This window comes from Roseburia sp. AF20-18LB (assembly GCF_003461185.1).
Taxonomy (GTDB): domain Bacteria; phylum Bacillota; class Clostridia; order Lachnospirales; family Lachnospiraceae; genus Roseburia_C; species Roseburia_C amylophila.
Genome location: NZ_QTWP01000002.1, coordinates 397,526 through 423,777, shown reverse-complemented (window position 1 = coordinate 423,777; position 26,252 = coordinate 397,526). Strand labels below are relative to the sequence as shown.

The 26,252-nt window shown below is 41.6% G+C and carries 23 protein-coding genes; 22 read left to right on the top strand and 1 reads right to left on the bottom strand.

Translation table 11 applies throughout. The features are described 5' to 3' along the window. The first annotated feature begins 3 nt into the window (after positions 1 to 3). The 21 genes from DWX65_RS06630 to DWX65_RS06530 all read left to right on the top strand — a co-directional run bounded on the left by DWX65_RS06630 (position 4) and on the right by DWX65_RS06530 (position 22,926). On the top strand, positions 4 to 2,298 hold the full coding sequence (locus tag DWX65_RS06630; RefSeq protein ID WP_147337958.1) for a hypothetical protein: 2,295 nt from the start codon (positions 4 to 6) through the stop codon (positions 2,296 to 2,298). A gap of 214 nt (positions 2,299 to 2,512) precedes the next feature. Then, a complete protein-coding gene (locus tag DWX65_RS06625; RefSeq protein WP_147339146.1) occupies positions 2,513 to 3,046 on the top strand; it encodes a hypothetical protein in 534 nt (177 codons plus the stop codon). A 51-nt stretch (positions 3,047 to 3,097) separates the two neighbouring features. Then, on the top strand, positions 3,098 to 3,625 hold the full coding sequence (locus DWX65_RS06620) for a hypothetical protein (protein WP_117841425.1): 528 nt from the start codon (positions 3,098 to 3,100) through the stop codon (positions 3,623 to 3,625). Between the two features lie 15 nt (positions 3,626 to 3,640). After that, positions 3,641 to 4,999, top strand: a complete 1,359-nt coding sequence (locus DWX65_RS06615) for an MATE family efflux transporter (protein ID WP_330414772.1) — start codon at positions 3,641 to 3,643, stop codon at positions 4,997 to 4,999. Between the two features lie 131 nt (positions 5,000 to 5,130). Next, positions 5,131 to 5,679 (top strand): stage V sporulation protein T, encoded by a 549-nt coding sequence (gene spoVT / locus DWX65_RS06610; protein WP_022243657.1) that lies wholly within the window; start codon positions 5,131 to 5,133, stop codon positions 5,677 to 5,679. A 52-nt stretch (positions 5,680 to 5,731) separates the two neighbouring features. Continuing rightward, positions 5,732 to 7,828 (top strand): transglycosylase domain-containing protein, encoded by a 2,097-nt coding sequence (locus DWX65_RS06605; RefSeq protein ID WP_118088102.1) that lies wholly within the window; start codon positions 5,732 to 5,734, stop codon positions 7,826 to 7,828. Between the two features lies 1 nt (position 7,829). Beyond that, positions 7,830 to 8,489, top strand: coding sequence for a hypothetical protein (locus DWX65_RS06600; protein ID WP_118088103.1), 660 nt, complete (start codon positions 7,830 to 7,832; stop codon positions 8,487 to 8,489). 143 nt (positions 8,490 to 8,632) lie between these two features. Continuing rightward, a complete protein-coding gene (gene srtB / locus DWX65_RS06595; RefSeq protein ID WP_118088104.1) occupies positions 8,633 to 9,748 on the top strand; it encodes a class B sortase in 1,116 nt (371 codons plus the stop codon). A 51-nt stretch (positions 9,749 to 9,799) separates the two neighbouring features. Then, positions 9,800 to 11,056 carry a leucine-rich repeat domain-containing protein gene (locus DWX65_RS06590; RefSeq protein WP_118173102.1) on the top strand — a complete coding sequence of 419 codons (1,257 nt, stop codon included), beginning with the start codon at positions 9,800 to 9,802 and terminating at the stop codon, positions 11,054 to 11,056. Positions 11,057 to 11,385: 329 nt separating this feature from the next. Next, the gene (gene acpP, locus DWX65_RS06585; protein WP_022243652.1) at positions 11,386 to 11,616 is read left to right on the top strand and encodes an acyl carrier protein; all 231 of its coding nucleotides are present in this window, start codon (positions 11,386 to 11,388) and stop codon (positions 11,614 to 11,616) included. 3 nt (positions 11,617 to 11,619) lie between these two features. After that, the gene (gene fabK, locus DWX65_RS06580; protein ID WP_022243651.1) at positions 11,620 to 12,546 is read left to right on the top strand and encodes an enoyl-[acyl-carrier-protein] reductase FabK; all 927 of its coding nucleotides are present in this window, start codon (positions 11,620 to 11,622) and stop codon (positions 12,544 to 12,546) included. Positions 12,547 to 12,556: 10 nt separating this feature from the next. After that, positions 12,557 to 13,471 (top strand): ACP S-malonyltransferase, encoded by a 915-nt coding sequence (fabD, locus tag DWX65_RS06575; protein WP_118173101.1) that lies wholly within the window; start codon positions 12,557 to 12,559, stop codon positions 13,469 to 13,471. Beyond that, positions 13,458 to 14,198 carry a 3-oxoacyl-[acyl-carrier-protein] reductase gene (gene fabG / locus DWX65_RS06570; protein WP_118173100.1) on the top strand — a complete coding sequence of 247 codons (741 nt, stop codon included), beginning with the start codon at positions 13,458 to 13,460 and terminating at the stop codon, positions 14,196 to 14,198. The genes fabD and fabG overlap by 14 nt, the downstream gene beginning before the upstream one ends. A 94-nt stretch (positions 14,199 to 14,292) precedes the next feature. Further along, positions 14,293 to 15,528: a beta-ketoacyl-ACP synthase II gene (fabF, locus tag DWX65_RS06565; protein ID WP_117841418.1), complete on the top strand. Its 1,236-nt coding sequence runs from the start codon at positions 14,293 to 14,295 to the stop codon at positions 15,526 to 15,528. A gap of 14 nt (positions 15,529 to 15,542) precedes the next feature. Further along, positions 15,543 to 15,980: a 3-hydroxyacyl-ACP dehydratase FabZ gene (gene fabZ, locus DWX65_RS06560; RefSeq protein WP_117698965.1), complete on the top strand. Its 438-nt coding sequence runs from the start codon at positions 15,543 to 15,545 to the stop codon at positions 15,978 to 15,980. 1 nt (position 15,981) lies between these two features. Then, positions 15,982 to 17,694 carry an acetyl-CoA carboxylase carboxyltransferase subunit alpha gene (locus DWX65_RS06555; protein ID WP_227700682.1) on the top strand — a complete coding sequence of 571 codons (1,713 nt, stop codon included), beginning with the start codon at positions 15,982 to 15,984 and terminating at the stop codon, positions 17,692 to 17,694. A gap of 11 nt (positions 17,695 to 17,705) precedes the next feature. Beyond that, positions 17,706 to 18,668, top strand: coding sequence for a beta-ketoacyl-ACP synthase III (locus tag DWX65_RS06550; protein ID WP_022243645.1), 963 nt, complete (start codon positions 17,706 to 17,708; stop codon positions 18,666 to 18,668). 12 nt (positions 18,669 to 18,680) lie between these two features. Continuing rightward, positions 18,681 to 19,142 carry a MarR family winged helix-turn-helix transcriptional regulator gene (locus tag DWX65_RS06545; protein ID WP_022243644.1) on the top strand — a complete coding sequence of 154 codons (462 nt, stop codon included), beginning with the start codon at positions 18,681 to 18,683 and terminating at the stop codon, positions 19,140 to 19,142. Between the two features lie 238 nt (positions 19,143 to 19,380). After that, complete coding sequence (gene gdhA, locus DWX65_RS06540; protein WP_022243643.1) at positions 19,381 to 20,715, top strand: NADP-specific glutamate dehydrogenase; 1,335 nt, start codon at positions 19,381 to 19,383, stop codon at positions 20,713 to 20,715. A 313-nt stretch (positions 20,716 to 21,028) separates the two neighbouring features. Beyond that, on the top strand, positions 21,029 to 21,724 hold the full coding sequence (gene lepB / locus DWX65_RS06535) for a signal peptidase I (protein WP_118173099.1): 696 nt from the start codon (positions 21,029 to 21,031) through the stop codon (positions 21,722 to 21,724). Between the two features lie 35 nt (positions 21,725 to 21,759). Beyond that, positions 21,760 to 22,926 (top strand): cation diffusion facilitator family transporter, encoded by a 1,167-nt coding sequence (locus tag DWX65_RS06530; RefSeq protein ID WP_118088109.1) that lies wholly within the window; start codon positions 21,760 to 21,762, stop codon positions 22,924 to 22,926. A gap of 73 nt (positions 22,927 to 22,999) precedes the next feature. Here DWX65_RS06530 and DWX65_RS06525 read toward each other — a convergent pair whose 3' ends face one another. Continuing rightward, positions 23,000 to 25,264, bottom strand: coding sequence for an LTA synthase family protein (locus DWX65_RS06525; protein WP_199535038.1), 2,265 nt, complete (start codon positions 25,262 to 25,264; stop codon positions 23,000 to 23,002). Between the two features lie 262 nt (positions 25,265 to 25,526). Here DWX65_RS06525 and DWX65_RS06520 point away from each other — a divergent pair, with 262 nt between their 5' ends. After that, entirely contained in the window at positions 25,527 to 26,252 is a 726-nt protein-coding gene (locus tag DWX65_RS06520; protein WP_022243639.1) for an ABC transporter ATP-binding protein, read from the top strand.

Sequence of the window (26,252 nt, the reverse complement as noted above, 5' to 3'; positions counted from 1 at the left end):
GTGATGGAACTTAAATTTCCGGTAGGATTAGAAAAAAATGAAGTTTTAATAGAAAGGGACGGAATAAAAATAGAAGTACCGTGGCCGGTTCAGATTCAGATTTTAAAGGAAAGAAATAAGAAAGCAAAGTATGATGTTATAAGAAGTGAAAAAAACATTCATATTGCAGAAGCAGACGTAGAAGTAAATAAAGAAAACAGATTTCATATTATTGATATGTGGGAACAAAATACAAATAATATAAAACTGAGTAGAAAGGTGGCCTGTATTTCAGCAGAAAAAGAGACTGCTATCCGGATATCTACGGAATTCCATTGTAAATCAAAACATGCAAAAAATTTTGACGATTATCAATTTGTAATACCGGGTGCTTTTTATAATAAGAATGATACAGACCAGAATGGACAGGATGATTATCTTGGAACTTTTGAGCAGGATTATAAGGATGATAGAAATCCAAATTTGTCAGTGACAGGATTTGCAAAAAATGACAAGCAATTTATTTCACTAATTCGGGCAGATATTCCAAAGGTGGATACTACAATAACCAGAAAACAGATAGCAGAAAGGCATTTTGTTCATAATACAGATATTGGATCCCTGGGAATTGCACCATCTGCAAATAGAATGGAAGAATTTTTGTTACGTTGTGATTATCCATTTTATGAGAGAAATTCATTTTGCTTAAATGTAGATGGATCGGAGTGGGCTGCATATCGAAAGATAAAACAGGGAGAAGAATTGGAAGTTTCATATATCCTGCAGTTTGGAGAAGCTGAAAATCTGACAGAAGCATCGTGGAAGACGAGCGTATTTCAGATGGAACGAATTCTTAATGATGATATCAGACATCCATTTAGTCTGGAAGAAACAATACCATACAGAAGAGACTTATTACACAATAGCTTTAGAGATTTTCCAGAAAAGAAAAATCATCCTTGTGGTTATGTGTGCCATTTCTCACCAAGAGAAAAATATGGAAATCAGAATGTACTGGAATATGGATTTTCTGGAAATCAGACTATGGTTTGCTATGAAATGCTTCGGGCTGCAGAAGAAACAGGAAAGGAAGAATATAGGGAACGGGCATTAAAAACAATACAATTTTTTGTGGAACACTGTATTGCAGAAAGTGGTTTGCCGAATGCAATGTACAGTGTAGAAAAAGAAGAATTTGTTTATTGGTGGACTGGCGTATTAATGCCATTTCAGTATTCGGAAAACAGGAAAGAATTAGAAAAATTTCTGGGGAATCAGGTCGTAGGTGCAATGATGGGAATTGCAGAAAAATTAAAAGGAACAAAAGGAAATTATTGCCGGACTATGACGGAGGCTATGTATTATTTAATGCTCTGTTTTCTGGAGGAAAAGGAAAATGGAACATTACATAAAGACTGGCTGGATGTAGTGGTTGCATTTTGTGATAAAATGATTGAAATTCAGAATACAGATGGCTCCTGGTATCGGGCATATACGATGGAAGGTACTCCAATGACATATCCGGAAGAATGGTTTGGAAGTAATGTGATAGAGCAGGGGTCAGGAACAATTTTTCCGGGAGAAGTATTAGCATTAGTACATGAATACACCGGTAATGAGAAATATAGAAGTGCATTGTGTAAAGCTGCTGATTTTATTATGGAACATTATGTAGAAGATGTTTTATATCTGGGAGGATTAAATGATACAACGCATAAAAAGTCTGTAAAGATAGATGCTGTTGGAGTAATGTATAATATGCGGACATTGTTGTTGGCATATGAAACTACCAAAAAAGAACGATATTTGTATGGCGCAAAATCAGCAGCACAGATTCTTGCATCATGGACTTATCTTTGGGATATTCCGTTTGATGAAAATACACTTCTTGGAAAGAATGATTTTGGAACAACTGGCTGGGCAGGGTGTGATGTTATTCCGGGATGTAGCTATGTGGACGATGAATTTGTAGAATTCGTACCAGATTTAATGCGAATTGCAGAGTATAGCGGGAATAAAAAACTGGCTATATTGGGAAAAATTGTAACATTAGGAATGCAGCACGGTTTATCTATGCCACAAAGAATGTATGGATATACAATGCCTGGAATTCAGTGTGAAGGATTTCTGACATCCTTATGGCTTTCTGATACAGATGATTTGGAATTTTCGGGAGCTGTAGCAAAAAATAAAGGAGATGATAATGATACTTGTAATGGACTGATAAATGGTCAGGCACTTTACAATCTCGATTCATTAAAAAGAAGATATCACACATTAGAGTTTGATAAAATAATTGAGCAGATATTTGCCGAGTAAAGTTATAATGCCTCATAGACATTTTATGCGTCTATGAGGCATTTTCTATAGAAGTCGGTATTGTGCCGATTAGTATCAGCAGTGCTCCCGGAATTTCAAAAGGAGTCAGAGTTTCATGCAAAAGCAGAACAGCAAAGATAACAACCGATAGTGTTTGACAGAATAAGCAGTGTTCATTACAATGTTTTTAGAAAAAAGAAATGGGGGAACAGGGATGTTAGAATGTGAAATTGAAATCGGAAAAGAAGAGCAGGATGCGCTGCTTGAAATCGCTTTGAATTCGAAGGAGTATCGAAAGAAAAGAAAAGCGGAAGCAATAAAATTTTTAATTCTGATTGTAGCTTGTATTTTGATTATAATATGGAGAGTAACAAATAGCGATACAAGGCTTGTTGTACTTTGCTCACTCTTGGCTGCATATAGTCTTTTTATGATATGCGGAGGAAGCAAGCTGATGCAGAAGACGGTATTAAAGAAATCTGTTACAGTAATGGATAAAGAACTAAAATCCGGTTATCGGAAGTATACTTTCAGTGAAGATGGAATTCTTTTAAAATCAGAAGTTTCAGAAGGAAATACTGCATGGACACTTTATAAGGATTGGGAAATCTATGGAAATTACATCTGCATCAGGAATCTGTCGAATGAAAATGTTCTTGTAAAACAGGATAAATTGTCGGCAGAAGAGAGGACATGGCTGATTGATTTACTGACCCGTCATCTGGGAAAAGCAGTAAATGAGAAATGAATGGAAAGAAAATAAATAAAAAATAGACGAAAAGAAAATGGGGGAACAGAGATGTTAGAATATGAAATTGAAATCGGAAAAGAAGAGCGGGACGCGCTGTTGGAAATAACTTTGCAATCGGATGTATACCGGAAGAGAAGAAAAGTGGTAACGATTACTTCTGTGATTATGTGCATAGTCTGTCTGTCATCCGGAATGTTAAGCTTTATGCTTGGCAGGGCAGAAATGGGTTCACTTTTTATGATTCTTTGGGCAGCTTTTCTATATTTTGCATGCGGCGGCAAAAAGGTACAGCAGAAAGCAAGACTTAAGAGATTTTATGCAAATGCACAGAAGGCACTGGTAAGTGGCCACCGCAAGTATATTTTCAGTGAAGAAAGCATCAGCATAAAATCAGAAATAGCGGAGGGTGTGAATCTGTGGACTGCCTATAAGGACTGGGGATTCTATGAAAATTATATTTATATCAGAAATCTGTCCAATCAGGTGATTCTGGTAAGGCAGAGCGAGCTGTCAGCAGAAGACCATGCATGGCTGGTGGATTTGCTGACCCGTCATCTGGGCGCAGCGCTGGCTTAGAGGAAGCAGAATGAAATGGTGGAACGGAATCTTACTACAGGAAGTGTATTTAAAAATGTAATTATATTTTCGCTGCCATACCTTTTATCTTATTTTTTACAGACATTGTATGGAATGGCAGATTTATTTATCATCGGGCAGTTTGAAGGAGTTGCCAGCACTACGGCGGTATCCATTGGCTCACAGGTCATGCATATGATAACAGTTATGCTGGTGGGACTTGCCATGGGAACAACGGTCAGCATCGGACAGGCGATTGGAAGCAAAGATAAGAAACGGGTGGCAGAAGGAATTGGAAACACGGTAATCCTATTTATGGGAGTTGCCCTTGTGCTGATGACGGTGCTGCTCTTGCTGACAAAACCAATTGTAACAGTAATGTCTACACCACAGGAAGCAGTAATGGGAACGATATCCTATCTTACCATCTGCTTTATCGGGATTCCTTTTATTACAGCATATAATATTATCAGTGCAATTTTCCGTGGTATGGGTGACAGCAAGAGTCCGATGTACTTTATTGCCATTGCATGTGCGGCAAATATTGTCTTGGATTATGTATTTATCAGCGGTCTGCATCTTGGACCGGCAGGTGCAGCTCTTGGAACCACTTGTGCCCAGGCAATCAGTGTAATGATTTCCCTCGTTATGATTATAAGACAGCGGGAGAAATTTTCTCTTAGCAGAAAAGATTTCAGACCGAACCGAAATGTAATGGGACAGATTTTAAAAATCGGTATTCCCATTGCATTGCAGGACGGTTTCATTCAGGTGGCATTTATGATTATCACCATCATTGCGAACCAGCGTGGATTAAATGATGCAGCGGCTGTGGGAATCGTGGAAAAGATAATAGGCTTCCTGTTCCTGATTCCGTCCTCCATGTTATCAACAGTATCTGCACTTGGTGCACAAAATATCGGAGCGGGAAAGAGGCAGCGTGCCAATGAAACACTGCGCTATGCTGTGATGATTACAGTGGGCTTTGGAATTATCGTAGGAATCTTCATGCAGTTCTTCGCCAGTCCGGTGGTGGCGTTATTTACAGATGCATCGGATGCATCGGGAGCGGAAGTGGTACGTCTGGGAGGTCAATACTTAAGGGGATATGTCTGGGATTGCATGTTCGCAGGAATTCATTTCAGCTTCAGCGGATATTTCTGTGCCTGCGGCAAATCCGGCATCTCATTTTTACATAATATCATTGCAATTACACTGGTAAGAATTCCGGGCGTTTATCTGACTTCGACTTTATTCCCGGATACCTTATTCCCAATGGGACTGGCAACGGCAGCAGGCTCCCTGCTTTCCGCAATCATCTGTGTTGTTGCATTTACAATCTTAAACCGGAAGGAAAAAATGAAAAAAGATTGATTTTGCTAATAAAAATACCAGTGATTTAAAAATGTAAATACGAGGAAGGCTTGCATAATTCCTTCTGTTTTCCACATACTACCCATACAGCACAAAAATGGAAAGTATGTAGGAAACAGGAGGAATTTTTAATGAAAGCAACAGGAATTGTACGTAGAATAGATGATTTGGGGAGAGTTGTAGTGCCAAAGGAAATCCGCAGGACACTGCGCATCCGGGAAGGTGACCCGCTGGAAATCTTTACAGACCGGGAAGGTGAGATTATTCTTAAGAAATATTCACCGATTGGAGAACTGAGCCAGTTTGCCGGACAGTATGCGGAGAGCCTTGCGCAGAGCACCGGGCATCTGGTATGTATTACCGACCGGGACCATGTGATTGCGGCTGCAGGAAACGGAAAGAAGGAATTCGAAGGAAAACCAATCAGCAGGCAGTTAGAGGAACTGATCGAAGACCGGAAAAATATTCTTGCACAGCAGGGAGACAGCAAATTTGTACGAATTACCTTAGATGATACCGGGAACTATCATGACCAGGCAATCAGCACGATTATCTGTGAAGGAGATGCCATCGGAGCAGTTGTTTTATATGAGAAAAATGAAACTGCAAAAATGGGAGAAACCGAAAGCAAGCTTGCTATTACAGCGGCGGGATTTTTAGGAAGACAAATGGAACAGTAGCCTTGTATCTTTTTATGGAACAGTGTAAAATAGAGCAATACGGAGGAAACCCATGTCCCATAAAGAGAAGAAAAAAAGGAAAAAGAAATACCGTGGTTTCTGGCTTTTTGTAAAGCTGCAGATAGTTCTGGTACTTCTGGTAATCGGCGGGCTGGCGTATTACTATTTTGGCGGGTATGCCAGTCAGGTCAGTGCCATGCATGAAGAGGCAGTCCGGTTTGTAAAAGAGTCGACGAAGGACACTTTCCGTGCGGAGCAGACCAGTCAGGTTTATGATGTGAATGGAACGAGAATCATGTCGCTTCGTGGTACCAAGGATGTAAGCTATCTGACCAGTGATGAGATACCGGAAGAAGTCAAAGAAGCCATGGTCAGTATAGAAGATAAAAAATTTTACAGTCATGGCGGAATTGATTTTAAGGCAATTATCCGTGCAGTCTGGGCGATGGTGCGTAATGGAGAAGTAACCCAGGGCGGAAGTACCATTACGCAGCAGCTTGCAAGAACCATTTTCCTAAATAATGACAGAACGTGGCAGCGAAAAATGGAAGAAATTTTCATTGCCACAGAGCTGGAAAAGAAATATACCAAGGATGAAATCTTAGAGTTTTATCTTAACAATATTTATTTTGGAAATGGATATTATGGCATTCAGGCGGCGAGCCGGGGATATTTTGATACAGATGTTTCATTTTTGTCATTGTCCCAGATGGCATATCTTTGTGCGATACCGAATAATCCGACGATGTATAATCCTTATAAGAACCCGGATAATACGTTAGGAAGACGTGACCGCATTTTAAAAAACATGTATGAAGATGGCAAAATCAGCCGCAGGGAATATAAGGATGCCAGACAGGAAACGATTGTACTCAGCACAGCAGAGCCAACAAAGCGTTATGATGCGGTAGAGACCTATGCCTGCTATTGTGCAACACGGGCATTGATGGAGCAGCAGGGCTTTGAATTCCGGACAGATTTTTCTTCGGAGGAAGATCGAAAGACCTATGAAGATGCCTATCAGGAGCAGTATAAAACCTGCGAACAGTCTCTTTATACAGGAGGCTATAGAATCTATACTTCCATTGATTTAAATATGGAAGAGCAGCTTCAGAATGCAGTGGATGAGAAGCTGCAGGATTTTACCGATGTCAATGAAGAGGGCATTTATACATTGCAGAGTGCGGCAGTATGCATTGACAATGAGACCGGTTTTGTAAAGGCAATTGTAGGCGGCAGAAGTCAGGAATATGACGGGCATATGCTAAACCGCGCCTATCAGAGTTACCGGCAGCCGGGCAGTGCCATCAAACCGTTGATTGTATACACACCGGCGTTGGAGCGGGGCTATACCCCGGATACTGTGGTGGAAGATGCACCGATTGAGGATGGACCGGAAAATGCCAGTGGCAGGTATCTTGGCAGCGTAACCTTGCGTTATGCAGTAGAAAATTCCATTAATACAGTGGCGTGGAATCTTTTGGAAGAGATGACTCCCGTTACAGGAATTTCCTATCTGAAGGAGATGAATTTCGCAAAGCTGTCCCCGGAGGATGAAAGACCGGCGGCATCCCTGGGTGGATTTACCAATGGAGTCTCTCCGGTAGAAATGGCGGCGGCTTATGCCACCATAGAAAATGATGGAAAATACCGGGAGCCTACCTGCATTGTAGAGATACAGGATGCAGACGGAAACGCTATCTATCAGAAAATTGTCGATGAAAAGCAGGTTTATAAAACCAATGCAGCCCGTTGGATGACCAATATATTAGAGGGTGTTCTGACACAAGGAACAGCAAAGGGACTGGCATTGTCCGAGACTGCCAGTGCAGCGAAAACAGGAACCACCAATTCCAATAAGGATGGCTGGTTTGTAGGCTATACAAAGTATTACACCACCAGCGTCTGGGTTGGATATGATATTCCGGCAGAACTTCCAGGACTGACAGGAGCCAGCTATCCGGGAGAAATCTGGTATGATTATATGGAAAATTTACATAAAGAATTACCGTATGCAGATTTTGTGGCACCTCTTGGCACAGGCAATGATGCTGATGCTGAGAGTGGCACAGATGTGACAGAGGGTAATACAGCAGAGAATGACACTACAGGAGATAATACAGCTCCGGCAGAGGAAGAAAGGCGATAATATGGAAAAGAAAGCTGATTTAAAGACAATGACCTGGAAACAGCGGATCGGATTTGTCTGGGACTATTACAGGCTTGTAATACTGGCAGTAGTTGCAGTGATTATTTTGATTGGTATGACGGTACATCATTATATGACCACAAAGGAAGATATTTCCCAGATTGTATTGGTAAATGCAAAGAGTATGCCGGCAGATGAAGAACCGGATTTCTCAGAATTCATGGAGCAATATGGATATGATCCAGCAGCCCGGGAGGTTGTGGTAAATGATGCATATTATGTGGATTTAACCAGCACAGATACCAGTAATCTCTATTCCTATCAGTCCCTGCAGACAGTGATTGCAGGCGGTGGAGTAGATGTTTTGGGCGCCGATGAAATGGTCTTTGAAAATCTTGCCCAGTCTGGTGCCATAGCAGATTTGACGCAGTACTTTTCCAAAGACGAGCTGGAACAGTTAAAGGATTATATCTTCTATGTAGAGGATAAGGACACCGGAGATACTTTTGCAGCAGGCATCCGTCTTGGAGCCGGAAGCTGGCCGGTTGAACATGGTTATTATGAAAAGGAATGTATTCTTGGTATTGCCCTTGGCTCCGAACATAAGGAAGCAGCGGAGCAGATGTTCCGTTATTTGCTGGAAAAATCCAATTTAGACTAAAGAAAGCGCAAGATATAGACGATATAAAAATAAGAAATGGTACATTGTGTATATCTTGCGGAAAAATCTTGCGAAAGATGACAAAATGACCTATAATAAAACTACCTGGACCACGAGAAGATAAGGCAGATGAATCATAAATTATGGATGAAAAGATTTATAAAATAGGCGATTATGAATTCGAAACCTTAAGGGAATACAGGCAGGCGCAGGAAGATTTAAAGAAAATCAAGTATATTACCGATGAACTGGATATTTATGATCCGGAAGTAGCAATCCGGTTGTATACCATGATGCGCACGAAGAAAATCCGTTTTAAAAGTGAAATCGGAAAATCGTTCTTCTGGTGCATTTCAGATATTGTTGCGGATAGTTCGCAGAACATGATAGAAGAAAAAATTGCCAAGGAAGAAGCGGAAGCAGAAGCAAAGCTGCCATTTCATTTTACCTGGCAGAAGGTGGTCGGCATCGTATGCATCATTGTTGCGACAGCCTGTATCGGATATTATGCGATTTCGGAATATGCGGATTATAAAGCTGCTAACAGGCTTAAGGATTTACAGAATAAGAAACAGAATAATGTAGTAGAGCACCTTGTAACAGGAACGGAGCAGATGAATCCGGAAATCACAGAAGATGCAACTGAAACAGGAGAGACAACAGAGCAGCCACTGATTATGTTAGAGGATTATGTTTCCCTGTATGCGGAAAATCCGGAATTAATCGGATGGTTACATATTCCGGATACGGATATTGATTATCCGGTCATGCAGTCTTTACAGGAAGAACCGGATTATTATCTGAAACATGATTTTGATAAAAATGACGACCTGAATGGCACCCTTTTTATCGATGCCAGAAATGATTACATAAACAGGGATACCAATATCATCATTTACGGACATAATATGAAAAGCGGAATGATGTTTGGCGAATTAAAGAAATATCTGGACGAAGATTTCTACAATGCCCATAAGACGATAGAATTTAATACTCTTTATGAAAGAGGAGTCTATGAAGTTATTGAAGTGGGATTATCGGAGGTCCAGTATCAGGATGAAAATGTATTCCGGTATTATAATTTCCTGAATGCAGATTCTGAAGAAGAATACCAGGAATATTTAAATAATGTGGCACAGCTTTCTGTATATGGCGAAGAGATAGACAGTGCTTATGGAGACCAGCTGCTGACTCTTTCTACCTGCAATAATTACACACAGGACGGAAGAATGTTTATACTGGCAAAGCGTGTACAGTAAGTAGATAAGAAGTATAATGTATCAAGCAGATAAAGCTAGGAGAGATGAGAGATGCAGATATTGAAAAAAGGATTTTCTATTTTTGCAGCAGTATGTTTGCTGCTGGCAGTGATGCCGGGACAGACAGTCCGGGCAGACGAGACAACAGATGAAAATGGATTTACAGTAGATGACAGTGGAACACTGGTTGCCTACAGCGGAGCCGGTGGAGCAATTACAATTCCAGAGTCAGTATCTACAATTGCAAGTGGTGTATTTGCATCCAATACATCCATTACAAGTGTAACGATTCCATCTTATGTGACTGGAATGGGAACCGCAGTTTTCTATAACTGTACAAGCCTTGGTTCTGTCAGCATAGAAGGAGATATCGGTTCTATTCCGGCAGAGACATTTTATAACTGTACAAGCCTTACCAGTGTATCTATTGGAACTTCAATTTCATCCATTGGTTCCCAGGCATTTGCAGAGTGCAGTTCATTATCCCAGTTTACAATTCCGGAATCCGTAGGAAGCATCGGGGATAAAGCATTCTATGATTGTACTTCTTTAACCGGAATTACAATTCCGGCTGGCGTTTCCAGCATCGGAAGCAACGTATTTACCGGCTGCAGCAGACTGGCATCCATCAGTGTTGCATCAGGAAATGGTACATATGCATCCAGTGATGGATGTCTATATAACAAAGCAATGACCAGGTTAATCCGTTGCCCGGAGGGAAAATCCGGTGCAAAAATTGCGACCAGTACTGCAACCATCGGAGCAGGTGCTTTTGCAAACTGCAAGTCGGTTACTTCACTGACAGTTCCGGATTCTGTTAATACTATTGAAACAGATGCGTTCAGCGGCAGCAGTATCAGTACAATTTTGATTCCGGCAAGTGTAACGTCAATCGGAAGCCAGAGCAGCTGGAGTCCATCCACAATTTCCGGTTATTCAGGAACACAGGCACAGGTATATGCAACCGGAAATGGAATCAGTTTCCAGAGCCTTGGAGGGGAGAATCCACAGCCGACTCCGGATAATGGAAATAATTCCAATAGCAATGGTTCAACAGATACTTCCAACAGCAACAACGGAAGTGGTTCCGCTACTACAGTAACCGGTGGCGGCACAGCAGTGACCGGCGGAAATGTGATTGGCGCTACCAAGAACAGCAATTCCGGTAAGACTGTAACTTCCGACAACCATGAGAAGGACAGCACACCAAAGACAGGTGACGGTATCAATCCGGTATTCTTCTTATGCATCGGAGTATTATTAGTAGGTGTTTACTTTGTAGTATCAAATCGTAAGAAAGCTGCATAAGCGATAGAAAAATAAAAGAAGTAACCAACATAAGACAGTGAAAGAACAGAAAAGTTCCGACACTGTCTTTTTTGCTTTACAGGAAATTGCTTTCCTGTAAAGTAAAAAACGCTCCGCGAGGATGCACACTGCGGCGTATAAGGTAGATGTCGCAAGCGACCGCCGCAGGCGCGGGAATGTGCCAAGGCACATTCTTTATTCCTTGAGTAAAAATATAGTTGACAACAGAAATGCTTATGTATATACTTTGAGTTGCAAATAATTTGATAATCAAAATATTTGCAACTCAAAGTATTATCAAAGAAAAGACAAAAAAGGAGAACGAAATAATGTTAGAGAAATTAGCAGAATTAATCAAAGAGCAGTTAAACTATGATGGAGAGGTAAAAGCAGAATCCAATTTCAAGGATGATTTAGGAGCAGATTCTTTAGACTTGTTTGAACTGGTTATGAGCATGGAAGAGGAATTCGGTGTAGAGATTCCGTCAGAAGATTTAGAGAAAATCGCAACTGTAGGAGATGTTATTGACTACTTAAAAGCAAAGGGCGTTGAGGAATAAAAGATGAAAACAAGAATCACAGAACTGTTAGGAATAGAAGAGCCTGTTATCCAGGGCGGAATGGCATGGGTTGCAGAATATCATCTGGCTGCTGCAGTATCTGAAGCAGGTGGACTTGGTATTATCGGTGCAGCCAGTGCTCCACCTGAAGTGGTTCGGGAGCAGATTCGCAAGGTGAAGGAACGCACCAGCAAACCATTTGGTGTGAATGTCATGTTGATGAATCCGAATGCACCGGAAGTGGCAAAGGTGGTAGTTGAGGAGCAGGTTCCGGTTGTCACAACAGGAGCCGGAAATCCAGCCAAATTCATGAGCCTCTGGAAAGAAGCAGGTGTTAAAGTAATTCCGGTAGTAGCAAGTGTAGCTATGGCAAAACTTATGGTCCGTGGTGGCGCAGATGCTGTTGTGGCAGAGGGAATGGAATCCGGTGGACATATCGGTTCCACTACAACCATGGCATTGGTGCCGCAGGTGGCAGATGCCATTGATGCACCGGTGATTGCAGCCGGAGGAATTGCAGATGGAAGAGGAATGGCTGCAGCATTTATGCTGGGTGCAGAAGCAGTTCAGATGGGAACAAGATTTGTGGCAGCCAAAGAATCTATCGTACATGCAAATTACAAAGAGAAACTGATAAAATCCAAAGACATTGATTCTGAAATAACAGGTTCCAGTACCGGACATCCAATCCGTGTCATCCGTAATAAGATGAGCCGTGAGTATCTGAAGATGGAAAAAGAAGGCGCAACATTAGATGAATTAGAACAGCTTACCCTTGGTTCCCTCCGCAAAGCAGTGATGGACGGCGATGTGGTAAATGGAAGTCTGATGGCAGGTCAGATTGCCGGAATGATACAGGATGAATTGTCCTGTAAGGAAATTATTACTTCTATCGTATCAGAAGCAGAACGTCTGATGAATCGGAAATAAGGAGAAGAAAATGAGTAAGGTTGTATTCATGTTCCCTGGACAGGGAGCGCAGTATATTGGAATGGGCAAAGATTTCTATGATGCCTGTGAAGAGAGTAAAGCCGTATATGAGCTTGCTTCAAAAGTAACCGGACTTGATATTGCAAAGCTTTGTTTTGAAGAAAATGAAGAGATCAATATTACAGAGTATACACAGATAGCCATGCTGACCACAGAGGCAGCAATTTATGCAGCATTAAAGAAAGCTGGAAAAGGACCGGCAGCTTGTGCAGGATTAAGCCTTGGAGAATACGGTGCATTGATTGCATCCGGTGTCATGAGTATGGAAGATGCATTCCGTGTCATTCGTGCAAGAGGAATCTTTATGCAGGAAGCAGTACCAACCGGCGGAGCAATGGCAGCAGTCTTAGGACTGGATGCGAAAGCGATTGAAGAAGTATGCAGCAATACCGAAGGAATTGTATCTATAGCAAATTATAACTGTCCGGGACAGATTGTAATTACAGGAGAAGAAGCGGCAGTAGAAAAGGCCGGTGCAGCATTAAAGGAAGCTGGAGCAAAGCGTGTGGTTCCATTAAAAGTAAGTGGACCGTTCCATTCCGCCATGTTGACTGGAGCCGGAGAAAAATTGGCAGAAGTATTGGAAAATACAAAGCTGCAGGAATTTAGCATTCCGTATGTAACCAATGTGACAGCAGATTACGTTACCACAACAGAACCGGTAAAAGAACTGTTAAAGAAGCAGGTATCTTCTTCTGTAAGATGGCAGCAGAGCATCGAGCGTCTGATTGCAGACGGTTATGATGAGTTTGTAGAAATCGGACCGGGACATACTTTATCTGGATTTATGCGTAAAATCAACCGGGATGTCAAGGCGATAAGCATTGAAAAACTGGAGGATTATAAAGCCTATGTTGGAGAATAAAGTAGCACTGGTAACCGGTGCAGCCAAAGGGATTGGTCGTGCCATTGCACTTCGTCTGGCAGAAGACAAAGCAACGGTAATTGTAAATTACAATGGCAGTAAAGAGCGGGCTGAAGAAGTAGTAAAAATGATTACCGATATGGGTGGCAGAGCAGAATCTTATCAGTGCAATGTGGCAGATGACGAGGCATGTCAGACCATGATCAGGGATATCATAAAGAAATACGGACATCTGGATATTCTTGTAAATAATGCAGGAATTACAAGAGATAATCTTGTGATGAAGATGAATGATGAAGAATTTGATGCAGTCTATGAGACAAACTTAAAGGGTGTATTCCATACCATTCATCATACATCACGCTATTTCTTAAAACAGAAAAGTGGAAGGATAATCAATATATCATCTGTATCCGGAATTACCGGAAATGCCGGTCAGGCAAATTACTGTGCAGCCAAAGCAGGAGTCATTGGATTGACTAAGAGTGTTGCAAGAGAACTTTCCACCCGCGGTATTACTGCAAATGTAGTAGCACCGGGAATGATTGAGACCGATATGACAAAGGATTTACCGGATACGGTAAAAGAAAATATGCTTCATAACATTCCACTGGGAAGAATCGGAAAGTCGGAAGAAATTGCGGCAGCAGTTGCATTCTTAGCATCCGAAGAGGCAGGTTATATCACAGGACAGGTGCTGGCTGTAGATGGCGGAATGACTATGTAGATGCAGAAATAATACTGGCTGATGAAAAAGCTTAGAAAGAACAGCGGATGACGAATGACGTGAGATGGATTGTTTAGATAGAGAGGATAAGAACATGAATCGTAGAGTTGTAGTAACAGGATTGGGTGCAATTACCCCGATTGGAAATAATGTGCCGGAATTCTGGTCTGCAGTAAAGCAGCAGAAGGTAGGTATTGGAGAGATTACACATTTTGATGCAACAGACTATAAATGTCATCTTGCAGCAGAAGTAAAGGATTTTGATGCAAAAGAATATATGGATTTCCGCTCTGCAAAGAGAATGGAAGCATTCTGCCAGTTTGCCGTAGCGGCAGCCGGAGAGGCACTGGAGGATTCCGGACTTTCCATGGAAGCAGAGGATGCATACCGTGTGGGTACTTCCATCAGTTCCGGAGTCGGAAGTTTACAGGCAATCGAAAGAGAGCATAGCAAATTAGTGGAAAAGGGACCGGGAAGAGTAAATCCGTTATTCGTCCCGATGATGATTTCCAATATGGCAGCAGGAAATGTATCCATTCAGTTTGGATTAAAAGGAAAGAGCTTAAATATCAGTACCGCCTGTGCATCCGGAACGAATGCCATTGGTGAAGCCTTCCGTACCATCCAGTATGGTGATGCAGAAGTGATGGTAGCAGGTGGAACAGAAAGCTGCATTACTCCGCTTGGAATAGCAGGATTTACATCTTTAACCGCACTTACTTCTTCAGATGATCCAAAACATGCATCCATTCCGTTCGATAAAAACAGAAGTGGATTTGTGATGGGAGAAGGTGCCGCAATTGTAATTTTAGAAGAATTAGAACATGCCAAAAAACGTGGAGCAAAGATTTATGCAGAAGTAACCGGATATGGATGTTCTTCGGATGCATACCATATTACATCTCCGGCAGAGGATGGTGCAGGTGCAGCAACCGCAATGATAAATGCAATGAAGGATGCCGGTGTAAATCCGGAGGAAATTACTTATATCAATGCCCATGGAACCAGCACCCATCATAATGACTTATTTGAGACAAGAGCAATCAAGCTGGCGTTTGGTGAGCATGCAAAGGATATCCGGATTAATTCCACCAAATCCATGATTGGACATCTTCTTGGAGCAGCAGGAGCCATCGAGTGCCTGACCTGTGTAAAGGAAATCGAAGAAGGTTACATTCATGCAACCGTAGGTTATGAGATACCGGATGAAGAACTGGATCTGAATTATTGCAAAGAGGCATATGAAGAAGAAGTGCCATATGCCATCAGCAATTCACTGGGCTTTGGCGGACATAATGCAAGTCTGCTTCTGAAAAAATATCAGGCATAAAGGAGAAGGGAACAATGTCAGTACTGACAACGAAAGAAATTATGGAAATCATCCCACATCGTCATCCGTTTCTTCTGATTGACACGATTGAAGAACTGGTGCCGGGACTTCGTGCAGTAGGGAAAAAATGTGTTACCTTTGATGAACCTTATTTTGCAGGACATTTTCCGGGAGAACCGGTAATGCCGGGTGTTTTAATTATAGAAGCACTGGCACAGACCGGCGCGGTTGCAATGCTCTGTCAGGATGAATTCAAAGGAAAAACCGCATATTTTGCAGGAATCAGCAATGCAAAATTTAAGAAAAAGGTGGTTCCGGGGGATGTACTTGTTTTAGAGACAGAAATCATAAAAGTAAAGGGACCGATTGGAATTGGAAAGGCAACTGCAACAGTAGATGGAAAAATAGCTGCAACAGCAGAGTTGACATTTGCGATTGGAAGTGGTGAGTAAAGTGAGCAGATTACTGGATAAAATCAAGGAAAATAGAGCTGTAAAGGATGCCACAGAAGGTATTTTACAGGAAGAAAAAAAGAAAGAGGAAGTACTTTGTAAAGCCTGTGGCAAAATGGTAAACAAAGCAGAGGTAGTAAGAAACCGCTATGTCTGTTATGAGTGTGGAGCATATTTCCGCGTAAAAACCGGAAACCGCCTGAAGATGGTATTAGACCCACAGAGCTTTGAAGAATGGTTTGCCGAAGAGCATGGAACGAATCCGCTGGATTTTCCGGGCTATGTCGATAAGCTGACGGCAGTCCGCGAGAAAACCGGATTAAAAGAAGCAGTTACCGTAGGAAAAGGTAAGATTTACGGAGAAGATGCGGTTATTGGTGTGTGTGATGCCAGATTTATGATGGGAAGCATGGGTCATGCCGTCGGAGAGAAAATTGCGGGAGCAGTAGAACGTGCTACGGAAGAAAAACTTCCGGTTATTCTTTTCTGCTGTTCCGGCGGAGCCAGAATGCAGGAGGGTATTGTATCCCTGATGCAGATGGCAAAGACAGCAGCAGCTTTAAAGAAACATTCCGATGCCGGACTTTTATATATTTCTGTATTAACTGACCCGACAACCGGAGGTGTAACAGCAAGCTTTGCTATGTTAGGTGATATTATTTTAGCAGAGCCTGGCGCACTGATTGGATTTGCCGGAGCAAGAGTAATTGAGCAGACCATCGGACAGAAACTGCCGGAGGGATTCCAGAGAGCAGAGTTCCAGTTAGAGCATGGTTTTGTGGATGCCATTGTAGAGCGGAAAGATTTAAAGAAACGTCTGTATGAAATCCTTCGTATGCATAAAGTAAGTGGATATGCCAAATTTGACCCGGCAACTGAAGTAGATGGAAGACCGACAGAGCTGATGCGGGAACGCGCTTACAATACAAAAGAAAAGAGTGCATGGGAAAAGGTTAAGATGGCACGTAAGGTAGACCGTCTGTCCGCAGAGGATTATATCAACAGTATCTTTACCAAATTCATAGAATTTCATGGAGACCGTTATTACAGGGATGACCCGGCAATTGTGGGCGGTATCGCATACCTTGACGGACAACCGGTTACGGTAATCGGAATCCAGAAGGGAAAGGACATGAAGGACTGCATGCGTCATAATTACGGAATGCCGTCTCCGGAAGGATACCGTAAAGCAATCCGCCTGATGAAGCAGGCAGAAAAATTCCATCGTCCGGTTATCACCTTTGTTAATACAGCCGGAGCATTCTGCGGTATGGAAGCAGAGGAAGGCGGACAGGGAGAAGCTATTGCAAGAAATCTTTATGAAATGTCAGGGTTGAAAGTTCCGGTTATTACCTTTATGATAGGAGAAGGCGGAAGCGGCGGTGCATTGGCATTGGCAGTTGGAAATGAAGTCTGCATGATGGAGAATGCAACTTATTCCGTACTTTCTCCGGAAGGCTTTGCATCTATTCTCTGGAAGGATGGCAAGCGTGCCAAAGAAGCAGCAGAAGTAATGAAGATAACAGCAAAGGATCTTTTAGAACTTGGCATTATCGAGAAAATTATACCGGAGTATGGTGGAGCAGATGATGAGGCATTGAGTTCCATTGCAGTTTATATGCATAAATGTATCCGCGAATTTTTAGAATCATATGAAGGAAAAAGCGGAGAAGAGATTGCAAAAGCACGTTATGAACGTTTCCGTAAATTTTAAAGGAGCAGAGCATGAACATTCGAATATGTGGAACTGGAAGTGCGTTACCGGAAAGAAAAATTACCAATGACGATTTAAGTCAGATTATGGATACTTCCGATGAATGGATTTCCAGCAGAACAGGAATAAAAACAAGACACCTTGCAACGGAAGAGACAACGACATCACTTGCCACAGAAGCTGCAAAAAAAGCACTTGCAGATGCAGACATGAAGCCAGAAGAAGTGGAACTTATCATTGCAGCGACGGTAACACCGGATCATCTTGTGCCGACACTTTCCTGTGAAGTGCAGCGGGAAATCGGAGCAGTGAATGCCGTAGCCTTTGACCTTGGTGCAGCATGTTCCGGATTCTTATTTGCATTGAGTACAGCACAGGCATATATTGCCAGTGGCAGATTTAAAAATGCACTCTTAATCGGAGCAGAAGTACTTTCTAAAATTATGGACTGGAATGACCGCAGTACCTGTGTTCTTTTTGGAGATGGCGCAGGAGCAGCGGTAGTCCGGGCAGACGAAGAAAATATCTGTCATGTGGTGCAGGGTTCAGACGGTGCGAAGGGACTGGTACTGGCATGTGAGAACCGTCCGGTCAATAATCCATATCATAAGATGGAAAGTCCGCTGGGTTATGTAAGCATGAATGGACAGGAGGTTTATAAATTTGCTGTCCGCACAGTTCCGGCAACCATTACAAAGGTGCTGGAAGAGGCGGATTTAGAGGCAGAGGAAATTTCACTTTTCGTATTACATCAGGCAAACTTAAGAATTATTGAAGCGGTAGCAAAACGATTGAAACAGCCGATGGAGAAATTCCCGGTAAATTTGACGGAATGTGGCAATATTTCGGCAGCAAGTGTGCCGATTTTACTTGATAATATCAACCGGCATGGTATGATACATAGAGGAGATAAAGTTGTACTGGCTGGTTTCGGCGGCGGACTCACATGGGGCGCAGCGGTACTGGTCTGGTAAAAGGAGATAAGAATGAATGCGGATAAAACCTTAAATGACATTCTGGTAAAGCTGTTTAATGATTTGATGGAAATTGAGGAAAAATGCTTAATCTCCGGAGAATTCATGAACATTTCCGGAAATGATATGCATATTATTGAAGCAATTGGTCTGGATGAACCAAAGCGGATGTCGGAAGTGGCGGCGAAGATGAATGTTACAACAGGAACCCTGACAAAAGCAATTGAAGCACTGGAACAGAAAGGTTATGTAAACCGTTGCAGAAATGACAGGGATAAAAGGGTGGTCCGTGTATCACTCACCGATTCCGGAGTCCGGGCATATGAGCATCATGCACGTTTTCACAGCAATATGATACATGATATCAAGGAGAGCCTGACTGACCAGGAGAGTGAGATTCTGATTGGAACACTGGGAAAACTGGTGAAGTTCTTCCAGAAGAAATATGAATCATATCTGAAAAATAAAAAATAGTATATTTATACAAAAAAAGAAGTGGAGAAGGGAAATAAAAAACTGTTTTCTACTTCTTTTTAATTATAAAAATGAATTTTTTTGGTACAAAACTTGCAAAAAAGAAGAAAAAGTACACAAAAGTATAAAGTTTTTGACACAAATATGAAAAAAACGTTGCGAAAAAATTCATTTCATACTAAAATAGTAGTGTTGATGTATATATAATACTCAAATTAATATGTAAAGGAGATATAATATGAGCTACGTTGATGAAGTATTAGAAAGAGTAAAAGCAAAAAACGCTTCTGAGCCAGAATTCCTTCAGGCAGTAGAAGAAGTACTGGAGTCTTTAAGACCGGTAATCGAAGCAAATGAGGAGAAATATCGTAAAGAAGCATTACTTGAGAGAATAACCGAGCCGGATAGACAGCTTAAATTCCGTGTACCTTGGGTAGATGACAAGGGACAGGTTCAGGTTAATACAGGATACAGAGTACAGTTCAACAATTCTATTGGACCGTACAAGGGAGGCCTTCGTCTCCATCCTTCCGTAAATATCGGAATCATCAAATTCTTAGGATTTGAGCAGGTATTTAAAAACTCTTTAACAGGACTTCCAATCGGCGGTGGTAAAGGTGGTTCTGACTTTGATCCTAAGGGAAAATCAGACCGTGAAGTAATGGCATTCTGCCAGAGCTTTATGACCGAGCTTTGCAAATATATTGGTGCTGACGTTGACGTTCCGGCAGGAGATATCGGAACAGGCGCAAGAGAAATCGGATACATGTTTGGACAGTATAAGAGAATCCGTGGAATGTACGAAGGTGTTCTGACAGGTAAGGGACTTACCTATGGTGGATCTTTAGCTCGTACAGAAGCTACCGGATATGGTCTTTTATACATTACAGAAGAATTAATGAAATGCCATGGTGAATCTATGGAAGGTAAGACAGTTGTTGTATCTGGTGCTGGTAACGTTGCAATCTACGCTATCCAGAAAGCGCAGCAGATGGGTGCAAAAGTTGTTACCTGTTCTGATTCTACCGGATGGATTTATGATCCGGAAGGAATCGATGTTGCATTATTAAAAGAAGTAAAAGAAGTAAAACGTGCTCGTCTTACTGAGTATGCTGCTGCAAGAAAGAGTGCAGAATATCATGAAGGCCGTGGCGTATGGCAGATTAAATGTGATATCGCTCTTCCATGTGCTACACAGAACGAGCTCCTTATCGATGATGCAAAACAGTTAGTAGCAAATGGATGTAAAGCAGTTTGTGAAGGTGCTAACATGCCTACAACCTTAGATGCAACCAAATACTTACAGGATAACGGAGTATGGTTCATCTGTGGTAAAGCTTCTAACGCAGGTGGAGTTGCAACTTCTGCATTAGAGATGAGCCAGAACTCAGAGCGTTTAAGCTGGACATTCGAAGAAGTAGATGCTAAGTTAAAACAGATTATGGTAAATATCTATCATAATATTGATGATGCTGCAAAACGTTACAACATGGAAGGTAACTATGTAGCAGGAGCTAACATCGCAGGCTTCGAAAAAGTAGCTGAGGCTATGCTCGCTCAGGGTGTCTGCTAGGCATTGAGCACTTAGTGAATTCGAGCGTAAGCGAAGAATGAGGTTAGTGCGAAAGCCCATCCCGAGACTTGATGAAAACGAGTCGTAGACGAAGTTTGAATCTTAGCCGAGTGGATGTCATTGAGCACATAGAGAACGCAGATGTCATTTTGAACACATAGAAAAAACAACCCCACATATTACTGGAAACAGTAATGTGTGGGGTTTCTTTTATAATAACCCCATCCCAACCTCTATTTCCAGTGGAATTTCTTCCCTGCTTGGAGTATAATAGAACGAACAACGGGAAGGAAAGAGACCGGAGGCAATTTAGATGCAGAAAAAGGAAAGAAATGAAGAATTAGAATATATAGATGACTTTGAGAATATCGAAGAACCGGAAGAGTCAGAGGACAACCGGGAAGAATTAGAAGAACCAGAAGAGGAATATTCAGAAGGCGGCAGACGCAGGAAGAAAGGAAGAAAATCCGATACAAAGAATGCAGCTTCTGTGGCAGGGGAATTTCTAAGCTGGGTAATTACGATTGTAGCAGCGGTGCTGATTGCTATGTTTTTAAATCGTTTTGTGTTAATTAATGCAGAGATTCCATCCGGTTCCATGGAAAATACAATCATGACCGGAGATAAGCTGATTGGATTCCGATGGTCATATCTGTTTTCCGGACCGGAGCGGGGAGACATCATTATCTTTAAGTTTCCGGATGATGAGAGCCAGAACTATGTAAAACGTGTCATTGGCTGTCCGGGAGATACGGTAAAGATAGAAGATGGCAAAGTATATGTCAACGGAGAACTCTTAGAGGAGGATTATCTCAAAGAGACATGGACGGTAGCTACAGGACCGTATACCTTTGAAGTGCCGGAGGACAGCTATTTTGTAATGGGAGATAACCGGAATAACTCCTATGATGGAAGATACTGGACCAATACCTATGTGAAGAAAGATAAAATACTTGGAAAAGCGATTTTCCGATATTGGCCACTGAAGAATTTTAAAATATTGAATTAGTGCGGAACAAATAAGGAAGCAAAAGGAGAAGATTTATGATAACATTATTAGCCCGGATATTTATCCGGGAAGATGACAAGCCGGAGAAGGTACGGCTTGCCTATGGTATTTTATGCGGTATTGTAGGTATTTTGCTAAATGTATTATTATTTACAGGAAAATTTATTGCGGGAACCATCAGTAAATCCATTGCAATTACAGCGGACGCATTTAATAACCTGTCGGATGCCGGCTCATCCATTGTAACATTGCTGGGCTTTAAACTGGGAGCAGCAAAGCCGGATCCGGAGCATCCATTTGGACATGGAAGAATGGAATATGTTTCCGGTCTTGTGGTTGCTGCAGTTATTTTAATTATGGCAGTGGAACTGATACAGGATTCCATCAGAAAGATTCTTCATCCGGAAGCAACGGAATGCTCTGTATTAATTATCATGATTCTGCTGATATCGATTGCTGTAAAGCTGTATATGACCTTCTACAACCGGAGAGTCGCAAAGAAGATTAATTCAGCGGCTATGCGGGCAACGGCCATGGACAGCTTAAGCGACAGCATTACCACATCTGTGGTTTTAATCACCACATTGATTGCAGAATTTACGTCAGTCAATATTGACGGCTACTGTGGTGTGGCGGTAGGACTGTTTATCTTATATGGTGGAATTAATGCAGCGAAGGAGACTTTAAATCCACTGCTGGGACAGCCGCCGGAGGAAGAATTCGTAAAAGAGATAGAACATCTGGTGCTGGAAGAAAAAATGATTATCGGTATTCATGATTTAGTCGTACATGATTATGGACCGGGACGTCTGATGGTATCACTACATGCGGAAGTGCCGGCAGAAATGAATATTCTTGTAATACATGATATGATAGACAATGTAGAAATGAAATTGAAAAGGGAACTGAATTGTGAGGCTGTCATACATATGGATCCGGTGATTACCGGAAGCAAGGAACTGACCGGGATAAAAGAAACGGTTACAGGTATTTTGAAGGATATTGATGAGGTCATTACCATGCATGATTTTCGTATGGTTCAGGGACCGACCCATACCAATCTTATCTTTGATGTAGTGATTCCATTTGGCTACCGTTCCAGTGATGAAGCAGTGTTGAAAGAACTGGAGCATCAGGTAAAGGAAAAGCTGGGCGAACAGTATCATATCGTGGTCAACGTAGACAAAAATTATGTGAAATAAAAGAAATAACAAAGCCCCGATGGGAGAAATCTGATAGAAGAATTCATCCCATCGGGGCTTTCTGTGTATTATTTTAATTCTGTGTCAGTGGAGTATTGACTGTATACTCTACAGACTGGTCAGTTGCTGTACCGGCACCACTTAAAGACTGTTCAGAGGACTGCTCTGTGGATTTCTCAGTGGACTGGGTAGAACCTTCTGTATCAGTAGAAGGCTGCTCTGTTTCGGTAGCAGGCTCTTCTGTATGTTCTACATCCGGATCCTCATAGAGGAACTCGTTGGAGCTTCGGAAGATGGTGCTGCTGGAACCTACAATGTTAGCAACAATCGTATCGCCGTCTTCAATGTCGTCAAGATTAATCTTTAACATGGTGCTTCCTAAGAAGGAAGTGGATACCTTCTCTCCGTTGACATAAATTTTCGTCCAAGGAGTAAATCCGGAGCCGTAAATACATAACTTATTGTCATCGGATTTCCATACACTGTTAATCGTTACATCATCAATACCCATAACCAGATCACTTGCTGGATATTTATCTGTTCCGTTGTAAGCATAACGTTTTCCGTAAAGAAGGTCATACTGTAAATTCTCTAAGTTCTCGTCGTAAGAAGCAGAACCCTTCTGGCTCTGGATGTAAGAGAACATGGTTCCTTTGTGGATGTCAAGCTGGTTGGTGATGTTTGCTAATAATTCATAAGCAGCACAGTCAGCATCCTGTTTTGGTAAATTAAAGTTGTTCCAGGTAACATATTTGGTTTTGAAAATGTCACCGGATACCATATCATCATCGGTCAGTCCCATGGTAGGAAGGTGGTCGCCGAAGAATACCACGATGGTCTTTTCATCCCGTTTGGAAAGCTCTTCGGTTAAGTTGCCGATGAATTTATCTACTTCGTGAATCATGTTAATGTAATATTCCCACCGATTGTTAGAAGCCTCATCTGCAGCACCGCTTACTGCAATTTCCGGATTTTCAAGAATCTTTTCAGTAGGATAATCACCATGTCCCTGTACGGTAATGGTATATACCAGATCTGACTGGTCAGGGGTAGAATCCATAGCCTTTAAGGTTTCACTGATTAAGATGTTATCGGTTGGCCAGGAACCAAGTGGTGTGTACTCCTGAATGTTCATACACTCTTTACTGGTGAAGCTGTCAAATCCCATCAGGGAGAAGGCATTGGCACGGCTGTAGAAGTTACCACCGTTGTTATGTACAACATGTGTACCATAGCCGAGACTTCCAAGGTCGGAAGCAATACTTTCGCAACTGTCGATTTCTTTTAAAGTAGTCTTATATGGGTATTCGCCGGTACCAAAATACTGCATGCTCATACCGGTTAATACTTCAAATTCAGTATTGGCTGTTCCGGCACCTACAACAGGAACTTTTAAGTAACCGGAAGAATAGTTGTTTAATAAGTTGTGAAAATTTGGAACCGGATCTTCTGAAGTATGTAAGAACTTAACATCAGAGGGATCTACAAAGGATTCCAGTAAAACAACAATAATATTTGGCGCATCTTCGGCAGCTTCGGTAGTTTCTTCCGGAACGGAAGCCCCTATTTTGGCAATACGCTCTTCGGAATAACTGTCCGGTTTACTCATACCACGGTCAACAACGCTGGATGAGAAGCCGTAGACAAAACCATAATTTTCATAGCCCTGTGCAATATTGGCAAAATAGGAAGCAACAATATTATTGGACTGGGCTGCCTTGGTAGTTACCGGTAACATCAGGAAGATAACAGCAACCATAAGTGGACTTACAATCCAGTTGATTTTGCCCTGATATTTTGGTCCTTTGATAAAAAGCCAGATACAGAAAAGCAGGAAAAGACCGACTACGATAATAACGGCGAGTGCTTCACCAAAGGTAAAGTATTTGGTGTTCTGCATGGCAAATAAGTCAGACAGACATTTCAAATCTGTAAAACCAAATGGAGTTACACGTTTGGAAAGAATAACACCATTGATGGTTCCAAGGAAAAGCCAGAAGCCGCTGATTAAGAGACGGGCAAGTGTTCTTCTTCGAATCAGATAGACCAGGGATAAACTTGCAAAAATAATAAATGAGTTATAAAGGTAAGCAATGGTGTGTCCTGCAATAAAGGAAAATGCAGAAAGCACATTTCGTCTGGAAATACATTCAATCACCAGAACGAGGAAACAGGACAGTAACAGATGGAATACCAAAGAGTATTTGTTCATAATCACAACTGCACGGTCAAGGTGTGGATGTGGTTTCTTCTCCCGGTTCTTAAAAGTATTTATTTTGTTTTTTAGTTTAAAAAATAAGTTCTTGCACTTACTTGAAAAAGAATGTTTTTCTCTCATAATAATGGTTCTCCTCCCAGTAGATTACACACTTTTTACATATAATTTACTTTTGACTGAATAAGGATATATCTATTTAAGAAAAAAAACAACGGTAAATCTCGATAAAAATTTATTAATATTTCATTAAAAAGAATCCAAAATGTATAATAGAAGGGAAAGAAGTTGGCAAATAAGCCATTTTGTGCTATCCTTTTTTTATAAAAACCAGGTTCGCAGAGAGGCAGATAGGTGAATCTGACAGTAAGGTGAGGAAAGAGAAATGCTGGAATTAAAAGACATTAGTTTTCAGGTAAATGATGAAACAGCAGACAAGGAAATATTAAAAAATATCAATCTGAAGATAGAAGATCGGTTTGTGGCAATTACCGGACCAAACGGTGGAGGTAAATCCACGCTGGCGAAGCTGATTGCCGGAATAGTAACACCAACTTCCGGACAGATTTTATTGGATGGAGAGGATATTACAGGATTATCCATTACTGAACGGGCAAGAAAGGGAATCAGCTTTGCGTTTCAGCAGCCGGTAAGATTTAAGGGATTGACCGTAAAGGATTTGATTACACTGGCATCGGGAAAAGATATTTCCATCAGCCAGGCTTGTTCCTATCTTTCAGAAGTAGGACTTTGCGCAAAGGATTATATTGACAGGGAGGTAAATGACAGCCTTTCCGGTGGGGAGCTAAAGCGTATTGAGATTGCAATGATAATTGCAAGAGGAACCAAATTATCCATATTTGATGAGCCGGAGGCAGGAATTGACCTTTGGAGTTTTAACAATCTGATTCAGGTATTTGAGAATATGTATCAGAAAATCAATGGCTCGATTCTGATTATTTCACATCAGGAGAGAATCTTAAACATTGCAGACCGGATTATTGTAATTGCAGATGGAGAAGTAAGCACAGCCGGAAGCCGGGAAGAAGTGCTTCCAAAGCTGTTAGGCAGCAGTGAAGCCTGCTCTACTTTGATGGAAAAATTAGTCTAG

What these genes read in the sequence shown, in the direction of transcription:
- DWX65_RS06630 (WP_147337958.1), top strand. Translation starts at nt 4, where the DNA reads ATGGAACTTAAATTTCCGGTAGGATTAGAAAAAAATGAAGTTTTAATA.
- DWX65_RS06625 (WP_147339146.1), top strand. Translation starts at nt 2,513, where the DNA reads ATGTTAGAATGTGAAATTGAAATCGGAAAAGAAGAGCAGGATGCGCTG.
- DWX65_RS06620 (WP_117841425.1), top strand. Translation starts at nt 3,098, where the DNA reads ATGTTAGAATATGAAATTGAAATCGGAAAAGAAGAGCGGGACGCGCTG.
- DWX65_RS06615 (WP_330414772.1), top strand. Translation starts at nt 3,641, where the DNA reads ATGGTGGAACGGAATCTTACTACAGGAAGTGTATTTAAAAATGTAATT.
- spoVT (WP_022243657.1), top strand. Translation starts at nt 5,131, where the DNA reads ATGAAAGCAACAGGAATTGTACGTAGAATAGATGATTTGGGGAGAGTT.
- DWX65_RS06605 (WP_118088102.1), top strand. Translation starts at nt 5,732, where the DNA reads ATGTCCCATAAAGAGAAGAAAAAAAGGAAAAAGAAATACCGTGGTTTC.
- DWX65_RS06600 (WP_118088103.1), top strand. Translation starts at nt 7,830, where the DNA reads ATGGAAAAGAAAGCTGATTTAAAGACAATGACCTGGAAACAGCGGATC.
- srtB (WP_118088104.1), top strand. Translation starts at nt 8,633, where the DNA reads ATGGATGAAAAGATTTATAAAATAGGCGATTATGAATTCGAAACCTTA.
- DWX65_RS06590 (WP_118173102.1), top strand. Translation starts at nt 9,800, where the DNA reads ATGCAGATATTGAAAAAAGGATTTTCTATTTTTGCAGCAGTATGTTTG.
- acpP (WP_022243652.1), top strand. Translation starts at nt 11,386, where the DNA reads ATGTTAGAGAAATTAGCAGAATTAATCAAAGAGCAGTTAAACTATGAT.
- fabK (WP_022243651.1), top strand. Translation starts at nt 11,620, where the DNA reads ATGAAAACAAGAATCACAGAACTGTTAGGAATAGAAGAGCCTGTTATC.
- fabD (WP_118173101.1), top strand. Translation starts at nt 12,557, where the DNA reads ATGAGTAAGGTTGTATTCATGTTCCCTGGACAGGGAGCGCAGTATATT.
- fabG (WP_118173100.1), top strand. Translation starts at nt 13,458, where the DNA reads ATGTTGGAGAATAAAGTAGCACTGGTAACCGGTGCAGCCAAAGGGATT.
- fabF (WP_117841418.1), top strand. Translation starts at nt 14,293, where the DNA reads ATGAATCGTAGAGTTGTAGTAACAGGATTGGGTGCAATTACCCCGATT.
- fabZ (WP_117698965.1), top strand. Translation starts at nt 15,543, where the DNA reads ATGTCAGTACTGACAACGAAAGAAATTATGGAAATCATCCCACATCGT.
- DWX65_RS06550 (WP_022243645.1), top strand. Translation starts at nt 17,706, where the DNA reads ATGAACATTCGAATATGTGGAACTGGAAGTGCGTTACCGGAAAGAAAA.
- DWX65_RS06545 (WP_022243644.1), top strand. Translation starts at nt 18,681, where the DNA reads ATGAATGCGGATAAAACCTTAAATGACATTCTGGTAAAGCTGTTTAAT.
- gdhA (WP_022243643.1), top strand. Translation starts at nt 19,381, where the DNA reads ATGAGCTACGTTGATGAAGTATTAGAAAGAGTAAAAGCAAAAAACGCT.
- lepB (WP_118173099.1), top strand. Translation starts at nt 21,029, where the DNA reads ATGCAGAAAAAGGAAAGAAATGAAGAATTAGAATATATAGATGACTTT.
- DWX65_RS06530 (WP_118088109.1), top strand. Translation starts at nt 21,760, where the DNA reads ATGATAACATTATTAGCCCGGATATTTATCCGGGAAGATGACAAGCCG.
- DWX65_RS06525 (WP_199535038.1), bottom strand. Translation starts at nt 25,264, where the DNA reads ATGAGAGAAAAACATTCTTTTTCAAGTAAGTGCAAGAACTTATTTTTT.
- DWX65_RS06520 (WP_022243639.1), top strand. Translation starts at nt 25,527, where the DNA reads ATGCTGGAATTAAAAGACATTAGTTTTCAGGTAAATGATGAAACAGCA.